The sequence below is a fragment of the Amycolatopsis sp. NPDC114503 genome (assembly GCF_055633655.1).
The window spans coordinates 55,421-74,303 of sequence record NZ_JBVKDT010000019.1; the positions used below are offsets into that span (position 1 = coordinate 55,421).

General features: G+C 68.4%; 20 protein-coding genes. 11 read left to right on the plus strand and 9 right to left on the minus strand.

Annotated features, from left to right (window positions below):
* Positions 1 to 20: 20 nt before the first annotated feature.
* Positions 21 to 836 carry a class I SAM-dependent methyltransferase gene (locus ACZ7OI_RS45365; protein ID WP_470270303.1) on the minus strand — a complete coding sequence of 272 codons (816 nt, stop codon included), beginning with the start codon at positions 834 to 836 and terminating at the stop codon, positions 21 to 23.
* Positions 837 to 891: 55 nt separating this feature from the next.
* On the opposite strand from ACZ7OI_RS45365, the gene ACZ7OI_RS45370 reads away from it, so the two are divergent.
* From ACZ7OI_RS45370 to ACZ7OI_RS45390, 5 genes are all read left to right on the plus strand, one after another.
* Positions 892 to 1,347: a MarR family winged helix-turn-helix transcriptional regulator gene (locus ACZ7OI_RS45370; RefSeq protein ID WP_470270304.1), complete on the plus strand. Its 456-nt coding sequence runs from the start codon at positions 892 to 894 to the stop codon at positions 1,345 to 1,347.
* An 84-nt stretch (positions 1,348 to 1,431) separates the two neighbouring features.
* A complete protein-coding gene (locus ACZ7OI_RS45375) occupies positions 1,432 to 2,631 on the plus strand; it encodes an FAD-dependent monooxygenase (RefSeq protein WP_470270305.1) in 1,200 nt (399 codons plus the stop codon).
* A gap of 29 nt (positions 2,632 to 2,660) precedes the next feature.
* A complete protein-coding gene (locus ACZ7OI_RS45380) occupies positions 2,661 to 3,050 on the plus strand; it encodes a MerR family transcriptional regulator (RefSeq protein ID WP_470270306.1) in 390 nt (129 codons plus the stop codon).
* On the plus strand, positions 3,050 to 3,358 hold the full coding sequence (trxA, locus tag ACZ7OI_RS45385; protein WP_377875712.1) for a thioredoxin: 309 nt from the start codon (positions 3,050 to 3,052) through the stop codon (positions 3,356 to 3,358). Before ACZ7OI_RS45380 ends, trxA begins: the two co-directional genes overlap by 1 nt.
* Before the next feature lie 81 nt (positions 3,359 to 3,439).
* Positions 3,440 to 4,078 carry a DUF998 domain-containing protein gene (locus tag ACZ7OI_RS45390; RefSeq protein WP_470270307.1) on the plus strand — a complete coding sequence of 213 codons (639 nt, stop codon included), beginning with the start codon at positions 3,440 to 3,442 and terminating at the stop codon, positions 4,076 to 4,078.
* Here ACZ7OI_RS45390 and ACZ7OI_RS45395 read toward each other — a convergent pair.
* Positions 4,060 to 5,190: an MAB_1171c family putative transporter gene (locus ACZ7OI_RS45395; protein WP_470270308.1), complete on the minus strand. Its 1,131-nt coding sequence runs from the start codon at positions 5,188 to 5,190 to the stop codon at positions 4,060 to 4,062. The two genes, ACZ7OI_RS45390 and ACZ7OI_RS45395, sit on opposite strands and share 19 nt — an antisense overlap.
* Before the next feature lie 265 nt (positions 5,191 to 5,455).
* On the opposite strand from ACZ7OI_RS45395, the gene ACZ7OI_RS45400 reads away from it, so the two are divergent.
* Positions 5,456 to 6,397 carry an NAD-dependent epimerase/dehydratase family protein gene (locus tag ACZ7OI_RS45400; protein WP_470270309.1) on the plus strand — a complete coding sequence of 314 codons (942 nt, stop codon included), beginning with the start codon at positions 5,456 to 5,458 and terminating at the stop codon, positions 6,395 to 6,397.
* A 106-nt stretch (positions 6,398 to 6,503) separates the two neighbouring features.
* Positions 6,504 to 9,905 carry an aminotransferase class I/II-fold pyridoxal phosphate-dependent enzyme gene (locus ACZ7OI_RS45405; protein WP_470270310.1) on the plus strand — a complete coding sequence of 1,134 codons (3,402 nt, stop codon included), beginning with the start codon at positions 6,504 to 6,506 and terminating at the stop codon, positions 9,903 to 9,905.
* Between the two features lie 277 nt (positions 9,906 to 10,182).
* Here ACZ7OI_RS45405 and ACZ7OI_RS45410 read toward each other — a convergent pair whose 3' ends face one another.
* The 4 genes from ACZ7OI_RS45410 to ACZ7OI_RS45425 form a co-directional block, all read right to left on the minus strand.
* Positions 10,183 to 10,725 carry a toxin gene (locus ACZ7OI_RS45410; protein ID WP_470270311.1) on the minus strand — a complete coding sequence of 181 codons (543 nt, stop codon included), beginning with the start codon at positions 10,723 to 10,725 and terminating at the stop codon, positions 10,183 to 10,185.
* Positions 10,722 to 11,171: a helix-turn-helix domain-containing protein gene (locus ACZ7OI_RS45415; protein ID WP_470270312.1), complete on the minus strand. Its 450-nt coding sequence runs from the start codon at positions 11,169 to 11,171 to the stop codon at positions 10,722 to 10,724. The genes ACZ7OI_RS45410 and ACZ7OI_RS45415 overlap by 4 nt, the downstream gene beginning before the upstream one ends.
* A gap of 600 nt (positions 11,172 to 11,771) precedes the next feature.
* Positions 11,772 to 12,326, minus strand: coding sequence for an Rv1733c family protein (locus ACZ7OI_RS45420; RefSeq protein ID WP_470270313.1), 555 nt, complete (start codon positions 12,324 to 12,326; stop codon positions 11,772 to 11,774).
* A gap of 562 nt (positions 12,327 to 12,888) precedes the next feature.
* On the minus strand, positions 12,889 to 13,311 hold the full coding sequence (locus tag ACZ7OI_RS45425) for a hypothetical protein (RefSeq protein ID WP_470270314.1): 423 nt from the start codon (positions 13,309 to 13,311) through the stop codon (positions 12,889 to 12,891).
* 318 nt (positions 13,312 to 13,629) lie between these two features.
* Between ACZ7OI_RS45425 and ACZ7OI_RS45430 the strand changes: the two genes are divergently transcribed.
* Positions 13,630 to 14,223, plus strand: a complete 594-nt coding sequence (locus ACZ7OI_RS45430) for a GNAT family N-acetyltransferase (RefSeq protein ID WP_470270315.1) — start codon at positions 13,630 to 13,632, stop codon at positions 14,221 to 14,223.
* Entirely contained in the window at positions 14,123 to 14,671 is a 549-nt protein-coding gene (locus ACZ7OI_RS45435) for a TetR/AcrR family transcriptional regulator (protein ID WP_470270373.1), read from the plus strand. Before ACZ7OI_RS45430 ends, ACZ7OI_RS45435 begins: the two co-directional genes overlap by 101 nt.
* Here ACZ7OI_RS45435 and ACZ7OI_RS45440 read toward each other — a convergent pair.
* A complete protein-coding gene (locus ACZ7OI_RS45440; RefSeq protein WP_470270316.1) occupies positions 14,668 to 15,402 on the minus strand; it encodes an enoyl-CoA hydratase-related protein in 735 nt (244 codons plus the stop codon). The two genes, ACZ7OI_RS45435 and ACZ7OI_RS45440, sit on opposite strands and share 4 nt — an antisense overlap.
* The gene (locus tag ACZ7OI_RS45445; protein WP_470270374.1) at positions 15,403 to 16,599 is read right to left on the minus strand and encodes a cysteine desulfurase-like protein; all 1,197 of its coding nucleotides are present in this window, start codon (positions 16,597 to 16,599) and stop codon (positions 15,403 to 15,405) included. It lies immediately after the preceding gene.
* Between the two features lie 93 nt (positions 16,600 to 16,692).
* Between ACZ7OI_RS45445 and ACZ7OI_RS45450 the strand changes: the two genes are divergently transcribed.
* Both ACZ7OI_RS45450 and ACZ7OI_RS45455 read left to right on the plus strand, forming a co-directional pair.
* The gene (locus ACZ7OI_RS45450) at positions 16,693 to 17,325 is read left to right on the plus strand and encodes a peptide deformylase (protein ID WP_470270317.1); all 633 of its coding nucleotides are present in this window, start codon (positions 16,693 to 16,695) and stop codon (positions 17,323 to 17,325) included.
* A gap of 87 nt (positions 17,326 to 17,412) precedes the next feature.
* Positions 17,413 to 18,237 carry an isocitrate lyase/PEP mutase family protein gene (locus ACZ7OI_RS45455; RefSeq protein ID WP_470270318.1) on the plus strand — a complete coding sequence of 275 codons (825 nt, stop codon included), beginning with the start codon at positions 17,413 to 17,415 and terminating at the stop codon, positions 18,235 to 18,237.
* 333 nt (positions 18,238 to 18,570) lie between these two features.
* On the opposite strand, the gene ACZ7OI_RS45460 is transcribed toward ACZ7OI_RS45455, so the two are convergent.
* A partial coding sequence (locus ACZ7OI_RS45460) for a hypothetical protein (RefSeq protein ID WP_470270319.1) occupies positions 18,571 to 18,883 on the minus strand: 313 nt, incomplete at its 5' end.

An 18,883-nucleotide genomic window follows, 5' to 3' on the forward strand; every position in this document is an offset into this window, starting at 1 on the left:
CGGGTGCGACCAGGGCGGGTTTATCGTCCTTTGTGGACGGTTCGGGTGGTGGCCAGATGTACTGAGAAGGCAAGCGGAATCAGCCCATCGGGTCTAGCCAGAGCGGGCGCTTCGGCGCAGAAGGCGGTTTTCAGCGCCTGGCAAGCCGATTCGTTCAGCGGGAAGAGGTTGTAGACGGTCGAGACGAAATCCCATACCTGATCGAGCGAACCGCTGAAATCGATCTCCTCGGTGCGCCACCGAACGGGAGCGAACCCGGCGGGGACGAGGATTTCGTCCAGCCCGGCTTGAGTCCGGGTGCGCTTGTCGCCGAGCGGGGGCAAGCGCTGCTCAGGCGGTACGTCGGCGAGGACTTCCCGCAACAGCTTGCCGAACAGCGCGTACGCCTCGCCTCCGGCCGCCCCGCCGCCGAGAACGAGCGAGAGTTGCCCGCCCGGCCGGAGCACGCGCGCCAGCTCGGCGGCGACCTGATCGATGTCCGTCATCAGCATGAACGCCATGTGCGACACGCAGGAATCGAACGCGTGGTCCACGAACGGCAATTGCTGCGCCCGTCCCTCCGCCACCGTTGCCGAACGTCTCCTGGCAAGAGCCAGATCGACGCTCGACACATCGATCCCGATCGCCTGATGTCCCGCCGCGGCAAGCAGATCGAGCAGGAATCCGTCGCCGCAAGCCACGTCGAGCACGCGCCCGGGACAGGCGATCTCGTCACGAAGAAGCTCGTAACTCGACCGTCCGTCGGCGCTCCGCCCGCCGCCGAACGCGCGCGACGTAACCGCCGGATGGCTTGCGTGGAAGGCACGAAAGAAGGTTTCTCGCACAGACCTGGTCACTCTCCCAACTTACGCACCGACGCGGAATCCCTCCCTCTCTTTGTAGAATCGCCGGATGGCGGAAGTGGCGTCCGATCGGCGCGAGGCCGAGGTCTGGTGTTCCTACCAGCGCGTGCAACGGGCGCTCGGCAGCGCGCTCGACCGGCAACTGGAGCGCGACGCCGGGATCTCCGGAGCCGACTACGCCCTCCTCGTCCCGCTCGCGAACGAACCGGACGGCGTGCTGCGGATGCGCGAACTCGGCGCGACCGTCGAATGGGACCGCAGCCGGCTGTCGCATCACGTGAGCCGGATGTGCAAGCGCGGGCTGGTCGTGCGGGAGAACTGCACCGAGGACGCGCGCGGGGCGAATGTCCGGCTCACCGAAGCCGGGCGGGCGGCGGTCAAGGCGGCGCAGCGCCAGCACGGCGAGCTCGTGCGCCGGTATTTCTTCGACCAGGTCAGCGGTCCCGAGCTGGAGCTGCTCGGCCGCGTTTTCTCCCGGATGCTCACCCGGCTCGCACAGGACTGACCGAGGCCGTCAGCGCTCCGTGCGGGCGCGGTAAGCGGTGCGCCGCAGTCTTGCCGCATCGCCTACCGATCCAGGGGAGCAGAGATGACCAGCAAGACCGTTCTCGTGTCCGGCGCCAGCGTCGCGGGTCCGTCCGCCGCCTACTGGCTGCACCGTTACGGCTATTCGGTGACCGTCGTGGAGGCCGCGCCGCAGCTGCGGCCGGGCGGGCAGGCCGTCGACTTCCGCGGCGAGCAGATGAAGCTCGTCGAAGCGATGGGCCTGCTCGACGACCTGCGCGAACACGACACCGCGCTGCGCGAGCAGGTGCAGCTCGACCCGTCCGGAAAGCCCGCGTTCACGCTGCCGAGCGGGTTCACCAACGGCGAGCTGGAAGTCCTTCGCGGCGACCTCGCCCGCATCCTCTACGACCAGACGAAGGGCTACACCGAGTATGTCTTCGGCGACCGCGTCACCTCGCTCGCCGAGACCGCCGACGGCGTCGACGTCACCTTCCGCCACGGTGCCCCGCGCAGGTTCGACCTGGTCGTCGGCGCGGACGGCATCCACTCCGGCGTCCGGACGGCCGCGTTCGGCCCGGAGGCGAAGTTCCGTACCGACCTCGGCTACCACGTCGCCGGGTTCACCGCGCCCAACCACCTCCGGCTCGACCACGAGGGCCTGCTCTACAACGAACCCGGCCTCGGCGCGATCGTCACCAGCCACCGCGACCCGGCGAGCGTCACCGTCGGCCTCTCCTTCCGCGGCGACCCGGACGGTTACGGCCGTCCCGACCTGGCCCGGCAGAAGGACATTGTCACCGAGGTCTTCGCCGGAGCCGGATGGGAACTCCCGCAGCTGCTCACCGCCGTCGCCGACGCGCCCGACCTGTACTTCGACACCGTCGGCCAGATCAAGCTCGACAGCTGGTCCCGCGGCCGGGTCGTGCTGCTCGGCGACGCCGCCTGGTGCGCCGGTCCGGGCGGATCCGGCACCGGTCTCGCGATGATGGGCGCGCGGGTGCTGGCCGGGGAACTCGCCGCGGCCGGCGGAGACCACGTGACCGCGTTCGCCCGCTACGAGCAGCGGTTGCGCAAGCCCGCCCGCGTCGGGCAGCGCAACGGAGGCGGGTCGGCCGACTTCCTGGTGCCGGCCACCGAGGAGAAGCTGCACAAGCGCAACAAGATGTACCGCAAGCTGACCGGTCCGATCGGCCGTCGCGTTTTCGAGTACATGGGCAGCCGCGCGGCGAACGCGGTCAAATTCCGCGAATATCCCCAGCCCCGCGCGCACGCCTTGCCTTGACGCTGACGGCAAGGTTTAGCGTCGGAGACATGCGGATCGGCGAACTGGCCCAGCGGGCCGGGACCACCACGCGGGCCCTGCGCTTCTACGAGGCACAGGGCCTGCTCCCGGCGGCGCGCGCGGCGAACGGCTATCGCGAGTACGACGAGGACGACCTGCGGCTGGTCACGGAAATCCAGACCCTGCGCACGGTCGGGTTCAGCCTCGACGACACCCGCCCGTTCGTCGACTGTCTTCGCACCGGCCACGACGCGGGCGACGCGTGCCCCGCGTCGGTCGAGGTGTACCGACGGAAGCTGGAAGAGGTCGAGGCCTGCATGCGCGACCTCGCCGCAGTTCGCTCCGCCTTGCTCGACAAGCTCGCCGCCGCCACCGTGCGCCCGGCTGATCCGTGCAGTGCTGACCCCGAGGAGTCCTGATGACCACCGACGCCACCTTCGCCGCCGACGTCCTGGAGCACGGCCAGCCCGTTCTGGTCGATTTCACCGCCGACTGGTGCCCGCCGTGCCGGATGATCGCGCCGGTGCTCGCGGAAATCTCCGCGGAACGGCCCGGCCTCACCGTGCGCGAGCTCAATACCGACGAAAACCCCGAAACCATGCGCGCCTACCAGGTGATGGCGCTGCCGACGCTGATGCTGTTCCGCGACGGAGCCCCGGTGGCGTCGTTCGTCGGCGCCCGGCCGAAGGCGAAATTGCTGGCCGAACTGGACGATCTTCTGGGCTGAACCGGTGGCCTTTCCCGTTTGCCCGGTGGTTCGGTGACGGAGCAGGTACAAAGAGTGCACGACTCTCGGGAAGGCCGTGCCATGACCGCATTCGTGCGCTCCTACCTGTTCCTTCGCCGCGCTATCGGAGTGCTCGGGATCCTGCTGCCGATCGTCGTGATCTTGGGCAAGGAGCTGCTGGAAGGCGGCGGCCTGCTCGGCTCGCTGAGCGGCTATTACTACAGCGATCTCCGGAATGTCTTCGTCGGCACGTTGTGCGCGATCGGGGTCTTCCTGATCGCCTACCGCGGTTACGGCCGCATCGACGACATCGCGGCGAACGTCGCGGCGATCGCCGGCATCGGCGTCGCGCTGTTCCCGACCCAGCCGTCCTCGCCGACGCCCACTGAGCACGCGATCGGCGTCGCGCACCTCGTGTTCGCCGCGATCTTCTTCCTTGCCCTCGCGTTCTTCTGCCTCTTCTTGTTCACCAAGGACGACGGCGCGCCGACCAAGCGCAAACGCTCGCGCAATGCCGTCTACCGGACGTGCGGCATCGTGATGCTCGCGTGCCTGGTGCTGATCGTTCTCAACGGCCTGTTCTTCAGCGCGGCGACCGCGGCCCTGCATCCGACGCTCTGGCTGGAGTCGCTCGCGGTGTTCGCGTTCGGTTTCGCGTGGCTGACGAAGGGCCAGACGCTGCTGAGCGACCAGCCGCAGCCTCAGGCGAGCTTGGCGTAAGCCTCCGAAACCTGGGTCAGCCAGGCGACTTCGGCGGCGAACGTTTTCGCGTCGTGGTCGTCGAACGCGCCGCTGTCCTGGCTTTCCGCCGGGGCCATTCCGGAGGTCTTCGCCTCCAGCGCCTGGCGGATCTTGCGCGCCTCGGCCATCGCCTGGTCGCCGTCCGGAGCGTCGGCGCGGTCCATGTACGGCCGCAGCGCGCGCCAGCCGTCGCGGATCTCGATCACCCGGCGATGCAGCCGGTAGTGCAAGTCGGACCAGCGCCGATCGGTGTCTCCCTCGGTCGGCGGTTCCAGCGCGATGCCCGGCGAGGATTCGTACAGCGAATGCCACAGCGGGTAGAGCGCGCGATAAGAACGGTAATTGCGCTGCCACCGCGCGACCGACGACACGTGCTCGCCCCACGACGGCATGGTCAGCCCGAACGATACGATCACGATGCCCAGCGCGCTGAACACCGACGGCGCGATCGCCCAGGCGCCGAGATGCCAGCCGAGCGCCGGGCTCACGATGTTCACCGCGCGCGTGGCGCAGTAGAGGAACAGGACCACTGCGCCGACCGCGAGCGTCCGCAACGTCCGGCGCAGCCACACCCTCGACGTGCTTCGCGCGTACGGCAGGCACTGCAGGTAGATCGTCACGCACGGCACCGCTTGCGAAATGATGAACAACAGCAGGTAGGTGAGGATCACCGGGTCGCTGCTGCCGACCGCGAAGGCGGTGCCCGGGGTGCCCGGCTTGTTGCCGATGAAGAACAAAACAGTCAGCACCACGAACAGAACCGCGCCGGAACCGATCCACGCCCGGATCGGCGTGCGGATTTCCGACGGCGGATTCGCCCACAGCATCAGGAGGAGCTGCGCGCTGATGCAGTATGCGACCGCGGCCAGGTGCAAGATCAAGATCGCCAGATTCGGTATCCCGAACAGCGAGCCGATGCTGAGCGAGATCGCGCCGAGGGTGAAGGTGACGCACTGCAGGATCAGCGTCGTCATCAGCACGATGTAGGCGGGGTCGCGCCACGACCGGCGCATCGAGAAAAGCTTGTACAGCAAGGCCGCGTACGAGGAGATCGCCGACAACGAGAACAGAATGATCTTCAGGGTGTTCACTCGCGCCCCCGGAATGCGGTCAGTGCCCGGTGGGCGGAACGGTGCGCGGGGCGACCTTGGCGGAATTGTTCACGATCGGCGACCATACACCACCGCAACGTGCTGAACTAGGGCCGGAAAACTGGTTCTGGCCTGGGCGAATTCCGGGTGGATCTCCGGTTTCGGCGGCGTAGGCGAGACCCGTCCGGCGCGACCCTCCGGTGAACGGCGGGCGGCGGGTTCGTGAACGGCCGCAACGGGATGCGCAGGTGGCTAGGGTGTCGCCATGGGTCTTCAGGTGGTGATCGGGAACGGGCCGGCCGGGGCGGCGACTGCCGCTTTGCTGGCCGGACAAGGCGAGCGAGTGCGGGTGATCGCCCGTACGCCCCGGGAGAGCGAACCGGGGCTCGAGCACGTCGCGGTCGATGCCGCCGACCAGGCCGCGCTCACCGAAGCGACCAAGGGCGCGGCGGCGATCTACAGCTGCGCGGCCCCGCCCTATCCTCGGTGGGCGACCGATTGGCCGCCGTTGCAGGCCTCGATCTGCGCCGCGGCCGAAGCGAACGGCGCGCTGCTGGTGTCGCTGGGGAATTTGTACGGCTACGGCCCGGTCGATGGCCCGCTCACCGAGAATCTGCCGCTCGCGGCCACCGGAACCAAGGGCCGGATCCGCGCTTTGCTGTCCGAACAACTGCACGCGATGCACGACGAGGGCCGCCTTCGCATGGTCGAGGTGCGCGCCTCCGATTTCTTCGGTCCCGGCGTGACCGACGGCGGCCATCTCGCTGCCCGGGTGGTGCCGAACGTGCTGCGGCGGCGGAAGGTGCAGGTGCTCGGCGATCCGGACGCGCCGCACAGTTGGACGTACATTTCCGATGTCGCCCGCACGCTGGTCGCGGCCGCGCGGGAAGAAAAGGCGTGGGGCAAGGCGTGGCATGTGCCGACCGGCCCGCCGCGGTCCGCCCGCGTGATGGTGGCGCTGTTGTGCGAGGCGGCCGGAGTGGCTCCGGTGGCTGTGCAACGTGTTTCCCCGATGTTACTGAACGCGGGCGCTCTCGTTTCGCCGATGGTGCGCGAGCTGCGGGAGGTCCGCTACCAGTTCGACCTCCCGTTCGTTCTCGATTCCCGTGCGGCACAGGGCTTTTTCGATATTACTCCCACCGGGGAGAAAGATCAGGCGGCCGCGACCGTGGCCTGGTGGCGTGATCGCCTGGCTACCGTGAGTTGAGTTTCTGTGCATTCCTCCGCACATTGCCCAATGCCCTTGAAAAACCGGGTAAGAACGGGCAATCTCGGTGTCGACTGGGTGGGAATCGGCACGAGGAAGTCATGCCATGGGGTCTGCGAGATCTGGGTGGGAAGAATCCGAAAATAGCCAGGACATCGCCGTTGTCGGAATGGGATGCCGTTTTCCGGGAGCGCGCAACGTCAACGAGTACTGGGGCCTGCTGAGCGAGCCCAAACCGCAGTTTCGGCGAGTGCCGGATTCGCGGTGGCGGCGCGAAGCGTTCTACAACGACGATTTCCGGGACAGCGGCGCGGTCTACTCCGACCGCATGGCGCTGCTGGAGGACGTCGGCGACTTCGACGCGGGGCACTACAAGATCCCGCCGCGGCGGGCCAAATCGCTCGACCCGCAGCACCGGCTGCTGGTCGATCTGACCCGTGAAGCGCTGCAGGACACGGGATGGGAGGCCGGGGGGTTCGACCGCGAGGACACCTCGGTGATCATGTCGCTCAGCGACAGCGGCTATCGCGACATGAGCACGCTGCACCTGCGGCTGAAGCAATTGATCGGCGGCGAATTCGGCCGGGCGGGCGATCCGGCGATGGCCGAGGCGGCGTCCGCGGTCAGCGGCCTGCACGCCACCGCGATGGCCGGGCTGCTGCTCAACATGGGGCCGAGTTCGATCAGCAACGTCTTCGACCTGCACGGCGAGAGCTACGCGCTCGACTCGGCCTGCTCCGGCGGGCTGACCGCGGTGGCGAACGCGGTGTTCGCGCTGCGGGCGGGCCGATGCCGCATCGCCGTCGCCGGCGGTGCGCAGCTGATCCTGGCCCCGGACCTGTTCGTGGGCCTGTGCCGGATCGGCGCGATCTCGCGTACCGGGGAATGCCGTCCGTTCGACCGCAGGGCCGACGGATTCGTGCTCGGCGAGGGGGCGGGCGTTCTGGTGCTGCGCCCGCTCGCGGACGCGCGGGCGGCGGGGGACCGGGTGTACGCGGTGATCCGCGGCGTCGGATTGTCCAATGACGGGACGGTCAAGGGCGGCATGATGCCGCAGGAATCCGGGCAGCTGCGGGCGTTGCGGCGGGCCTACGCGGACGCGGGGGTCGACCCGGCGTCGGTCGGTTTCCTGGAGGCGCACGGCACCGCGACCGCGGTCGGCGACGACGTGGAGATCAGTGCGCTGGCGGAACTGCGCCGGGGTGCGGACGAACCGGCGTATCTCGGTGCGGCGAAGTCGGTGGTGGGACATTCCCTTGGCACCGCGGGGATCGCCGGGCTGATCAAGTCTATTTTGTCTGTCCACAAGGGACAGATTCTGCCGCAGCCGGATTTCGAGCAGGCGGATCATCTGCCCCTGCGGGACGCCGGTCTCCAGGTGGCCGGCCAGGTCACGCCGTGGGACAGCGACGGGCCTCGCCGGGCGGGAGTGAGCGCGTTCGGTTTCGGCGGCTCGAACGTGCACGTGGTCGTCGAGGAGGCGGCGCAGGAAGCTCCGTCCGCCGAGACACCGCGCCTGTTGCTGCTCACCGCACGGGACCGGGCCGGGCTGGCTCGGCACGCCCGGGAGGTCGCTGAGACGCTCGGCAGCGAGAACCCGCCGCTGGCAGCCGTCGCGGGCACTCTCGCCCGCCGGACGCTCTTCCCGGAGCGGCTCGCGGTGGCCGCGGAGGATGTCGCTGATGCGGTCACGAAGCTCGCCGCCGCGTCGGTCGCTCTCGAATCCGGGCAGGGCGGCGAGTTGGTTCCCGGTGTGTTCGCTGGTGTCGTGTCACCGGGGGAGGAGACAGTCGAGGACGGCGTGCCGACCGAGCTGGCCCCGCGTGCGGTGACCGGGGCGGGGTTGAGACCGGTCGCGGACGGCCTGCCGCGCTGTACTCTGCCGCCGAGCCCGCTCATCCCACGTCGGCACTGGGTGGTCGATGACGCGAAGCTCGCCAAGGCGCAGGCGTTGGAGCCGCTTGGTGCCACTGCGGTGCCGGTCGAGGAGGCGGAGGAGACGACGTCCGCGCGGGACGTGCTGGCTGTGGTGCTTGAAGAAGTCGCGCGGACGACGGCGTTTCCGGTCAGCGAGTTGTATGCCGGGCAGTTGCTGGTGGACGACCTCGGGTTCGACTCGCTGATGCTGACCGAGCTGGAAGGCCGGCTGCGCAAGCGGTTCCCGGGCTTGCCGGTGGAGGTCGGGCAGCCGGGTGCGCTGACGGTGGGTGCGGTGGCGGGTTTGCTCGCCCCCGCAACGGCTTTGGTGCCTGCCGCGCCGGTGTCGGACACTCCGGCCCCGTCGTGGGATCCGGCGAGCGCGGCGATCGAGGAGTTCCCGGAGGCGGCGGCGATCGAGGCGCGGCTGAAGGAATTCGACGACCTCGGCGTGCCGAATCCGTACTTCCGCAAGCATCAAGGACGGATGGATGCCACGACGTCGGTGTCCGGGCGGGAGTATTTGTCTTTCTCCAGCTACAACTATCTCGGGTTGGCCGGGCATCCGGCGGTGACTGCGGCGGTGCACGAGGCTGTCGAGCGGTACGGGACTTCGGTGTCCGGCAGTCGATTGCTTGCTGGCGACCGGGATCTGTCGCGTGACTTGGAAACAGAGCTCGCTTCGTTTCTCGGGGTCGAGGACAGTCTGGTGCTGGTGAGCGGGCACGCGACGAATGTCGGGGCGATCGGTCATCTGGTGGGGCCGGGGGATCTGATCGTGCACGATTCTCTGGCGCACGACAGCATTCTGCAGGGCTGCGCGCTGTCTGGTGCTACCCGGCAGCCGTTCCCGCACAACGACACAGCACGACTGGAGGACGTGCTGCGTCGGTCTCGATCGCGATTCCGGCGGGTGCTGATCGTGGTCGAAGGCGTGTACAGCATGGACGGTGATGTTGCTGATTTGCCTGCGCTGATTGAGCTTAAGCGGCGCTATGGGGCGTTGTTGATGGTTGACGAGGCGCACAGCATCGGCACGATGGGGCCGCGGGGGGCCGGGGTCGGTGATCACTTCGCGGTTGATCGCGCCGGGGTCGATGTTTGGATGGGGACGCTGTCCAAGTCGTTGGCCGGGTGCGGAGGGTATCTCGCCGGGTCGGCTCGGATGGTGCGGTGGTTGCGGTATTCGTTGCCCGGGTTTGTTTACAGCGTGGGGATTACTCCGGCCAATGCGGCGGCTTCTCTTGCGGCGTTGAGGGTTTTGCGGGAGGAGCCGGAGAGGTTGGCTCGGTTGCGGGGGAATTCTCGGTTGTTCTTGGAGTTGGCTACGGCGGTGGGGTTGCCGACTGGGGCGGCTGGGGGGACGCCGATCGTGCCCTGTGTGGTCGGGGGGTCGGAGGTGACGTTGAGGCTGGCTTCGGCGTTGTATGAGCGCGGGGTGGTGGTGGATCCGATTCTGTATCCGGCGGTGGAGGAGGAGCAGGCTCGGTTGAGGTTCTTTATCACCAGTGAGCATCGGGAGGATCAGTTGCGGTATGCGGTGGGGGTGGTGGGGACGGAGCTGGCTGGGTTGCGGGTGGGGGCTCGGTAGGGGGGCGGCTCGTCGCCTGGCGGCGACGTTGCTGCGGTGTTGCGTGGGGCACCCCGAAGCTTGATTGTGCTGACGGTTCGGGGGTGCTTGTCAAGGCGGGAAAGATGCCTTGACAAGCACCCCCGAACCGCAGGGAGGCTTCGTATCGGGGTGCGGGGGAGGTGTGGGTGCCTCGATTGTTGGGGGCGTGGGTGCCGGTTTTAGGGCTGTGAGGGGGGCCCTGAGGGAATCAGCGTCTGTGGGGGTGGCCCTCACGGACGATTGCCTCGTCAGGGGGCTAGAGGAGCGAGCGCTCGATCCGGTCCATCGGTTTTTCCCCGGCTTTGGGGGTTTCCGCGATTGGTTTCGACGGCGTGCCCATTCGTTCCGACAGCAGGAAAGCGATGATCTCCGCCTCCTGTTCCTGCGCGTCGTCGTACGTGGCGCGCATCAGCATGTCCCGGACGATGTCCGGGTCCAGGTTGGGGAACAGGGAGCGGGCGCTCTCGTCGTCCAGGAGGCCCGAGCCGCGATGACAGCAGATGATGTGACCCAGCTCGTGCAAGATGATGTGCTCCTGGTGCGCCCCGGTGGTGTTGGCGTCGAAGAAGATCAGGTCCTCGCCCCGTGCGGCTACCCACATGCCGCACGGGTGCGACGCCGGCATCGGGAGCGGTACGAGGGTGATCGGCCGTTCGCGGATCTCGCCGAGGCGCGCGCAGAGGGCGGCCAGGTCGTATTTCGGCGGAAGGCCGAGTTCGGCGATCCGCTGGGCGCCTTCGTCGCGCATCCGCCGCAGCTGCTCGCGCCGCTGCGGGGCTTCGGACGGGGTGCCGGTCACTGTGCCGCTTCGTCCGTGACCGGGGGCAGCCCTTGCATTTTGCGGTATTGGTCCATGATCGTGGTGATCGCCTGGAGGTTTTCCTCGCGCATGCCCGCGGCGCGCATCGCGACCGCTCGGACGCCCGCCTGGCGCATCGCCTCCACGGCCGCCAGCTCCGACAGCACCGATCCGGCGACCTCGTCGTCGAAGAAGTACGCGACGGACACCCCGAAGAATTTCGCCAGCGCGGCCAGCAGCTCCTGAGAAGGATTGGTCCGTTTGCCCGTGCGCAGCTGAGACAAGTACACCGCGCCGACCTTCAGCTCCGGCGACGTCCGCTTCAGCTCCGCTGCCACCTCGGCGTTCGTCCAGTGCCTTCCCTGCGGGCGCACCGTGCGGAACAGGTCGTCGAGTCTGGAGGCCAGGGTGGGCCGGGTATCCGCCGGCTGAGTGTCTTCGGACATGCTGCTACGCCCCTCCAGTTGCAGCTGATTGCTCTCAGCTAAGGCGACTATCTCAGATTAGCTCACAGTTGACAATCGCCGGAGGGCTCCACAAGACTGTGCCTCGACGAGATAGCTGGTGGCTAACTCGCCACAACCGGGCAAGAGCGGAAGGCGTAGTACCGGCCCGGGGCGACGCTGGGGGTGTCGCCCCGCTCGGTCCGCCGAGCCTGGGCCCGGAGGCAGCAGAAGCGTCAGCGGACTGCCTCCGGGCCCGGCGCACAACGCCGGGGTGCGGATCGAGCCTGTTCAGCGATCGAGCTCATGCGGAGATGCCAGCAGGGCAGTTCTGGGGGACTTGCCGTGCGGAGCTTCCGTCGAGCACCGAGCCTGTGACGGCCTGCGGAGGTGTCAGCGGATTGCCGAGGACTGGCGGATCGCGCCCGTGCGACGGCTGACCGCGCTAGCGCCGGAGGTCTTCCTGCGCGGAGCCCCGTGGCCACCCGGCCAGCGGAGGTGTCAGCGAACGGCTTCCGGATCTGCAGCTATCCGCCAGAAGACTTGCCGGGCCGCACGGAACCCTCCCGCAAGCGCCCCGTGGCCACCCGGCCAGCGGAGGCCTCAGCGAACCGCTTCTGGCCCAGCGAGCTGAGCCCACTCCTCAGCCCACCGCGCCGCGCGCCGGTGGTCCAGCACTCGCCGTGCCACCCAAAACGCTCCGCCCAGCACCGCGACCGCGCACAGCCAGCAGAAGGCCGCGACGAGCACGCCGTTGGTCACCGCGTCCGCGTGCGTCAGCGGGGCGGTGGTCTGCTTGCCGGTGTCGTCGAGCCAGATGTCGGTGGTCGAACCCTCGGTCGCGGAAGCGCTGGGCACCGTGATGATCCCGGTCCGCTGCGCGCTGTTCGGCGGCTTCCAGACCGCGTTCACGCGCGCGGTGTTGGCGATCGGCGCGCTGTCTCCGACGGAAGCCGCCGGTTGCGTGGCCGTCGTGAGCACCGTGGCGGTGACCTGGTGCCGCGACTGCAGCTGCGCGTCCGAGGCGGCGGTCTCCGCGGTGATGTCCGCGCTGCCGATCATCATCGCGAACGGAATCGCGATGAGCGCCAGCAGCGTGACGATCCCGGCGAACACGCCTTCGATCCGGTCCGACCGTCGCACGAGCGGGTTGCGCACGGCGCCGAGCCGTCGGAGCAATCGTTTACCAGGGTGTGGTGGTCTGCCTGCCCGAGTCCTGTTCCGCATGGCTCCCATGGTCCTCTTCCGCGCGCGCGAGCGCTGTGTCCCGCGCAACGTTTTTCACGTTTTTCCTGGGGTTCCGGTGTGTTTCTGCTTACCTCCAGGGCGCGGCTTTACCCATGTGGGTGACGACGAGCGGAGGTCGGGCCGTCTCGGCGAGTGGTCCAGGCCAATGTCCGGCCGGTCCGGCCGGACCGGAGCACGTTGCCTGGATTGATCTTTCGCCGCGCTCGTCCGGGAATGGGTTGCGGTGTCGGTGATTCGACCGGCGGATCGGCTGATTCGCACGGTTCACGTTGGCGGGCAAGCGATCGTGCGCCCTCGCGACGGTCGGCTGTGCGCCGGATGTTCGCGAGGCGGCAACCGCGGGTTTCCGTCGCGGCCAGCTCGGGCAGGCTTGCCCGCCCGAGCTGTCGCGAAATTCCTTGCCGCCGTTCATCCCGGAATCGGGCCATTGCCGAGCACAAACCGAGGAGCAATCCCGATATCCGGGAACCATTCAGTCGACCAGTCGAATCGTGGCGGTAGGGCTGTGCGAACGCCGCCGGGTGATCCCGTGTTCGGCGACGATTCCGAGCTGGATGCTGCGATCGGCGGGCGCCCAGTAGCCCGTGCGCACGAAATAACCGTCCATTGTGCAGAGCCGGTTCGCGCTCTTGCGGGAACTGATCGTCTCCCAGCCCCATTGCCGTCCGGTCTCCTCGACGCCGTTGCGCCGCACGTGCAGCCGCGGGTTCCCGATCTCCCGGCAGTACGCGCTGCCGTCCGCGATGTACAGCACGCCGTCGACCTTGTAGAACCTCTTGCCGTCCAACAGGCTCACCTGGCCGGACAGGGTGAAGTGCACCCTGCCGCCATGGGCCCCGTCCATCGTCCAGTCGAGACAGAATTCCTTCGTCGGAACTTCGAGCGACTGGGTCATGGTCGTGTCTCCTTTGCTCGCAGGCCGGAGCGTCCAGGAAAATATAAGGAAGAAACGGGTTCCCGGCAGGTATCGGGAACCGTTTTCACCCAAAGAGGCCCAGTGACCACGCATCGTGGTCAACGCCCGATTAATCGGTCGAATTACCGCCGATGGGGTATCGCGGATACGATAAGTGAATTCCCCTTGCCCGAAACCGGTGGCCGCCCGGCGGTACCGGGGCTCGCGGACCGCGCGCGCCGTGTCGGCAGCGTGACATCTCCCATGACGCTTGTCATAGCCGCGGCCGTGTGCGACCCTCGGATTATGACGACTGTCATGACCGCCGTGCGACCGGCCACCGCCGGTTCCGTGGCCGACCTCGTCCGCGCCTGCTCGCCGGAATCGCTGAGCCGCCGGTTCACCCTCGGCGGCCCGATCGAACCGGACGCGGTCCTGTCCCGGTACCGGCGATTTCTCCTCGCCGGCACCGCCCTCGTCGCCGAGGTTTCCGGCGTGCCCGCCGGGCTGCTGAACGCGGTGCCAGAGGACGGCCGCCGCGTCGAACTGGGGCTTCTCGTCGCCGACGGCTGGCAGCGGCTGGGCATCGGACGCGGCCTGGTCCGGCTGGCCGCCGAGCAGTGGCGAGACTGGACGCTGCACGCCACTGTGCAGGAGGGCAACGTCGCCGCGGAAGGATTGCTGCGGGCGTGCGGGTTCCGCTTCGTCCCGGGGTACGACGACGAGAACGAGTACGAGCTGACGGTCACGGAGGAGACGCTCGATGACGGAACGGCCGGCGCGCGACCGGATGGTCTTCAGCGCTGCGCAGTTGCTGCGTACGCAAGGCCTGAGCGGCACCGGAATGCGCGAGGTAGTAGCGCATGCCGAGGCGCCGCGGGGGTCGCTGCAGCACTACTTCCCGGGCGGTAAGGAACAGCTGTTCGGCGAGGCCATCGACTGGGCCGGCCGTTACGCCGCGCGTCGCGTGACGCGCGCGATGGCCTCCCTGACGGACCCGACGCCGTCCGCGCTCTTCGCCGCGGTTGTCGAGTACTGGCGCGCAGAGTTCGTCGAGATCGGCTACGACTACGGCTGTCCGTTGGTAGCCACGGTCACCGACACGGCAGCGTCGAGTGAACCGTTGCGTGAGCGCGCGAACGACGCCTTCGTGCAATGGCGGAAGCCCATCGTGTCCGCGCTGGAGCAGATGGGCGTACCGGCGGCGCGCGCTGCTTCGTTGGCAGTGTTGATGATCAGCGCACTTGAAGGAGCCTTGGTGTTGGCGCGCGTCGAGCACGCGGTGACGGCGCTCGACACCGTCGTCGAAGAGCTAGGCCCAGTTCTCGACGCCGCAGTGGACAAGCGCCGCCGTCGCTAACGCCGGTCGAGCTTCGCGCGCAACGTGGCGACGGTGTCCGGGTCGTGCAGCAGTTCGGCGAAGTGCTTGGACTCTGACTCCATTCGTTCTTCGACGCTCGTGTCGGTGCGGTCGTGCAACAGCGCGCGCGTCGCCGTCACCGCGCGTACCGACCGTGCGGCGAGCGTTGCGACGCGTTCCTCGACGCGCTTGCTCAGCGCTGTCGCGTCAGGGAGCACTTCGTTGACCAGCCCGAGTTGTGCAGCTTCGACCGCGGTCAGTCGTTCTCCGAACAGCAGTAGCTCCGCCGCCCGCTGCGGGCCGACTCGGCGCGGCAGCGCGTAACTGCTGCCGAACTCCGGCACCAGTCCCAACGGTACGAACGGGAACTGCAGGTAGCTGCGTTCGGTGGCGTAGACGAGGTCGCAGTGCAACAGCAGGGTCGCGCCGATGCCGACAGCCGGACCGTCGACCGATGCGACCACCACCGCCTGCGTCGCGAGCAACGCCTCCTGAAAGACCCGCGCGGGCGTCTTCGTGCGGTCTCCGGCTTGGTGCGCTAGGAAGTCACCGAGGTCGTTGCCTGCGGTGAACGCACCGCCAGCTCCGCTCAGTACAGCGATAGGCGTGCGTACAGCGTCGAAGGCGTCGGCGAGGGCGACGTACATCGCCTTCGTGAGCGCGTTTCGCTTCTCCGGCCGGTTGATGGTGACGGTGGTGACTTGTCCGTCGACAGTCGTCTCGATGCTCATTCACAGCTCCGCAACAGCAGCGAGCAGCAGATCGACTTCCGCTGCAGTCGTGTACGGCGCGATGCCAGCGCGTACGGCACCAGCGTCGCCGAGACCAAGATGCCGTGCGCACTCGATGGCGTAGAACGTCGAAGCAGGCGCGTTGATCCCGCGCGCACCGAGGCGTTCGTACACAGCCTGCGGCGTTAAGCCGGTGACTGAGAACAGCACTGTCGGCGTACGCCGACGCGTCGGTGAGCCGTAACGGACGACGCGCGGCAGCGCAGCGAGACCATCCTCCAGTCGCTGCAGCAGCGCGTCCTCGTGCGCTTCGAGCGCCGTAAGCGACGTACGCAAACGTTCGCGGCGGCTGCCTTCGCTCGGCACGAGCCCAGCGAGGAAGTCGATGGCCGCCGTAGTGCCCGCGAGGAGTTCGTACGGCAACGTACCCAGCTCGAAACGCTCAGGAACGGCGTTGCTCGACGGCAGCAGCTTGTCTGGCTGCAGTGTCTCCAGGAGATCGGGCGCGGCGGCGAGAAGACCGAGGTGCGGGCCGAGGAACTTGTACGGCGAGCAGGCGTAAAAGTCAGCGCCCAAGGCGGCGATATCGACCGGCGAGTGCGGCGTCAGATGCACGCCGTCCACGTAGCTCAGCGCGCCTGCTTCGCGCACCGCGTCAGTAATCGCCGGGATGTCCGGACGAGTGCCGAGGAGATTCGACGCCGCAGTGACCGCGACCAGCCGCGTCCGGTCAGTGAGCAGCTCCGTGACCGCTGACGTCGGCAACTCGCCGGTCTCCGGGTCGAAGTCCGCCCAGCGAACAGTCGCGCCGCGTGCTTCGGCAGCCTGCACCCACGGCCGGACGTTGGCGTCGTGGTCCAGCCGGGTGACCACGACCTCGTCGCCCGGGCCCCAGCTCTTCGCGAGCGTGCGGGAGAAATCGTAGGTCACCTGGGTCATGCTGCGACCGAATACGACGCCCTCCGGACGCGCGCCGAGCAGGTCGGCGACGGCTTGACGGGCTTCGCGCACCACGCCGTCCGCGCGGCGCTCCGCCGCTGTGACGGTGCCGCGGTTCGCGATAGCGGCGCAGAGGGTCGAGGACACTGCTTCGCCGACCACGTCCGGGACCTGGGAACCGCCGGGTCCGTCGAAGTGGGCAGCGCCGCTCTCGAGCGCGGGGAAGTGCTTGCGGATCGCGTTCACGTCGTAGGCCACGGCTGCCAGCTTGCCTGATCCCCGGGCGAGTGTCGTGCTCCGCGCGGGTGCGATCATGCTGCTGTCCCGTTGCCCTTGGAGAGGGGTCCGCCGGTGCTCGCCGAAGAGGTCGAAAAACTGCTCGCCCAGCCGTTGCCGTGGGCGATTGTGCAGGCAGGCGACCCCGTGCTGCGCGCCGCCGCTCGCCCATACGAGGGCGAACTGAGCGACGGGATGCTGTCCGCGCTGATCGAAGGCATGAAGGAGACCATGCGCGCCGCACCCGGCGTCGGTCTCGCTGCGCCGCAGATTGGTCTGTCGGTGCGGATCGCGGTGGTCGAAGACGGCGCGCGCGAACGTCCGGGTGTCGCCGAATCCACCCTTGCCACCCGCGGGATCGTCCCGCTGCCGTTCCGCGTGCTGGTGAATCCCACCTACACCCGAGTGGGCGACGAAACCGCCGCGTTCTTCGAAGGCTGCCTCAGCGTGCGCGGCTGGCAGGCCGTCGTCGCGCGAGCCCTGCGGATCCGGCTTCGCGGCAGCGACGAAACCGGTGCTGCCCTTGACGAGGAATTGTCCGGCTGGCCAGCGCGAATCGTGCAGCACGAGACCGATCACCTGCACGGCGTCCTGTACCTGGACCGAGCCGAATTGCGCTCGCTGTCCACCCACGAGGCCGTCGCCCGCCGCTGGACCCAGCCGACCCCCGCCGACGCCGCCCGCGAACTGGGCTTCGAGCTCCCCTGATGTGGTTGGCTCCGGTTTTTGTCGGTGCCCGCTGATACGTTCCTCCGCAGTTGCCCCGACCGGGGCTCGCTACTGGGGAGGAACCTCGTGAACTCGTTGCAAGACAAGGCAAAACTCTTCCGCGAACTGCACGCGGCGGACATCCTCGTGCTACCGAACGCCTGGGACGCGGGCAGCGCGGTTGCCATCGAACGCGCCGGTGCGCCCGCGATCGCCACCACCAGCGGCGGCGTCTCCTGGGCACTGGCCAGAGGCGACGGCCAACACCTCTCGCGCGCGGAAATGCTGTCGGTCGTCGCCCAAATCGCCGCAGCCGTAGAAGTCCCCGTAACGGCCGACGTAGAAGGCGGCTATGGCCTAGCCCCTTCAGCCGTCGCGGAAACGGTCACCGGCGTAGTCGAGGCCGGGGCGGTAGGCGTGAACCTGGAAGACTCCCGCGCCGGAACTCTGACCCTCTTCACTCCGGACGAACAGGCAGAACGCTTCACCGCAGCCCGCGCCGCCGCCGCGACGGCAGGTCTTTCGGAGCTGTGGATCAACGCCCGAACGGACGTGTACCTCTTCGGAATCGGCGAACCCGCCGGCCGCTTCGACGATGTCCTGACCCGAGCCCGCGTCTACGCCGACGCAGGAGCGGACAGCATCTTCGTCCCAGGCCTGGCGGACGTCGAGGTCTTGGCAGAGCTGGCAAAGTCCTCGCCGATCCCGGTGAGCGCCATGGCCGGACCAGGAGCACCCCCGGTGTCAGACCTTGCTGCGGCCGGGGTGCGCCGGGTGAGTATCGGAACGTCGATCGCCCAGGCCGCCTACTCGCTCGCCCACCACGCAGCGGCCGAGATGCTGAACCAGGGGACCTATGGGGAGGTGACTGGCGCCCTGGACTTCGGAACGGTGAACGGCTGGTTCAGCTGATCCCGGTCGCGGCTGGCCCCGATTCCGGCTGATCCAGAGTTGACGTGAGCCCTGCGGGCAGCGGCCCTGCTTGGCTTGAGTCTTGGCTGTTCCCGGGACGTTCTTGCGGGCGGCGGCCCCGTTTGGCTTGAGTCTTGGCTCGTCCTGGGACCTTCTTGCAGGCGGTGACCCCGCTCGGCCTGAGTCTTGGCTGGTCCCGGGACGGCTGAGGGCAGGACGCGCTTGACGTTGAGCCCGGGCAGCTCCATCGGCCGAACTGCTGCCTGGGAAGGGGCCGTCCGGGGTTTGCGGCCAAGCAAGAGACGGCACCGGTTAACCGAGCGCGGGACCGAGCTAGGCGCGGCGAGCATTCCGGCCACCGCGGTCGGCCACAAGCCGCGGCCGTGCGTCGGTGCGCTGGACCAGCGGGTTCGGGCGGCCAAGCCGAGCGACTATCCGCACCTGAAGCAGCCCACCGGGCAAACTCTCCCGAGCCGAGCCGAGCCGAGCCGAGCCGAGCCGAGCCGAGCCGAGCCGAGCCGAGCCGAGCCGAGCCGAGCCGAGCCGAGCCGAGCCGAGCCGAGCCGAGCCGAGCCGAGCCGAGCCGAGCCGAGCCGAGCCGAGCCGAGCCGAGCCGAGCCGAGCCGAGCCGAGCCGAGCCGAGACG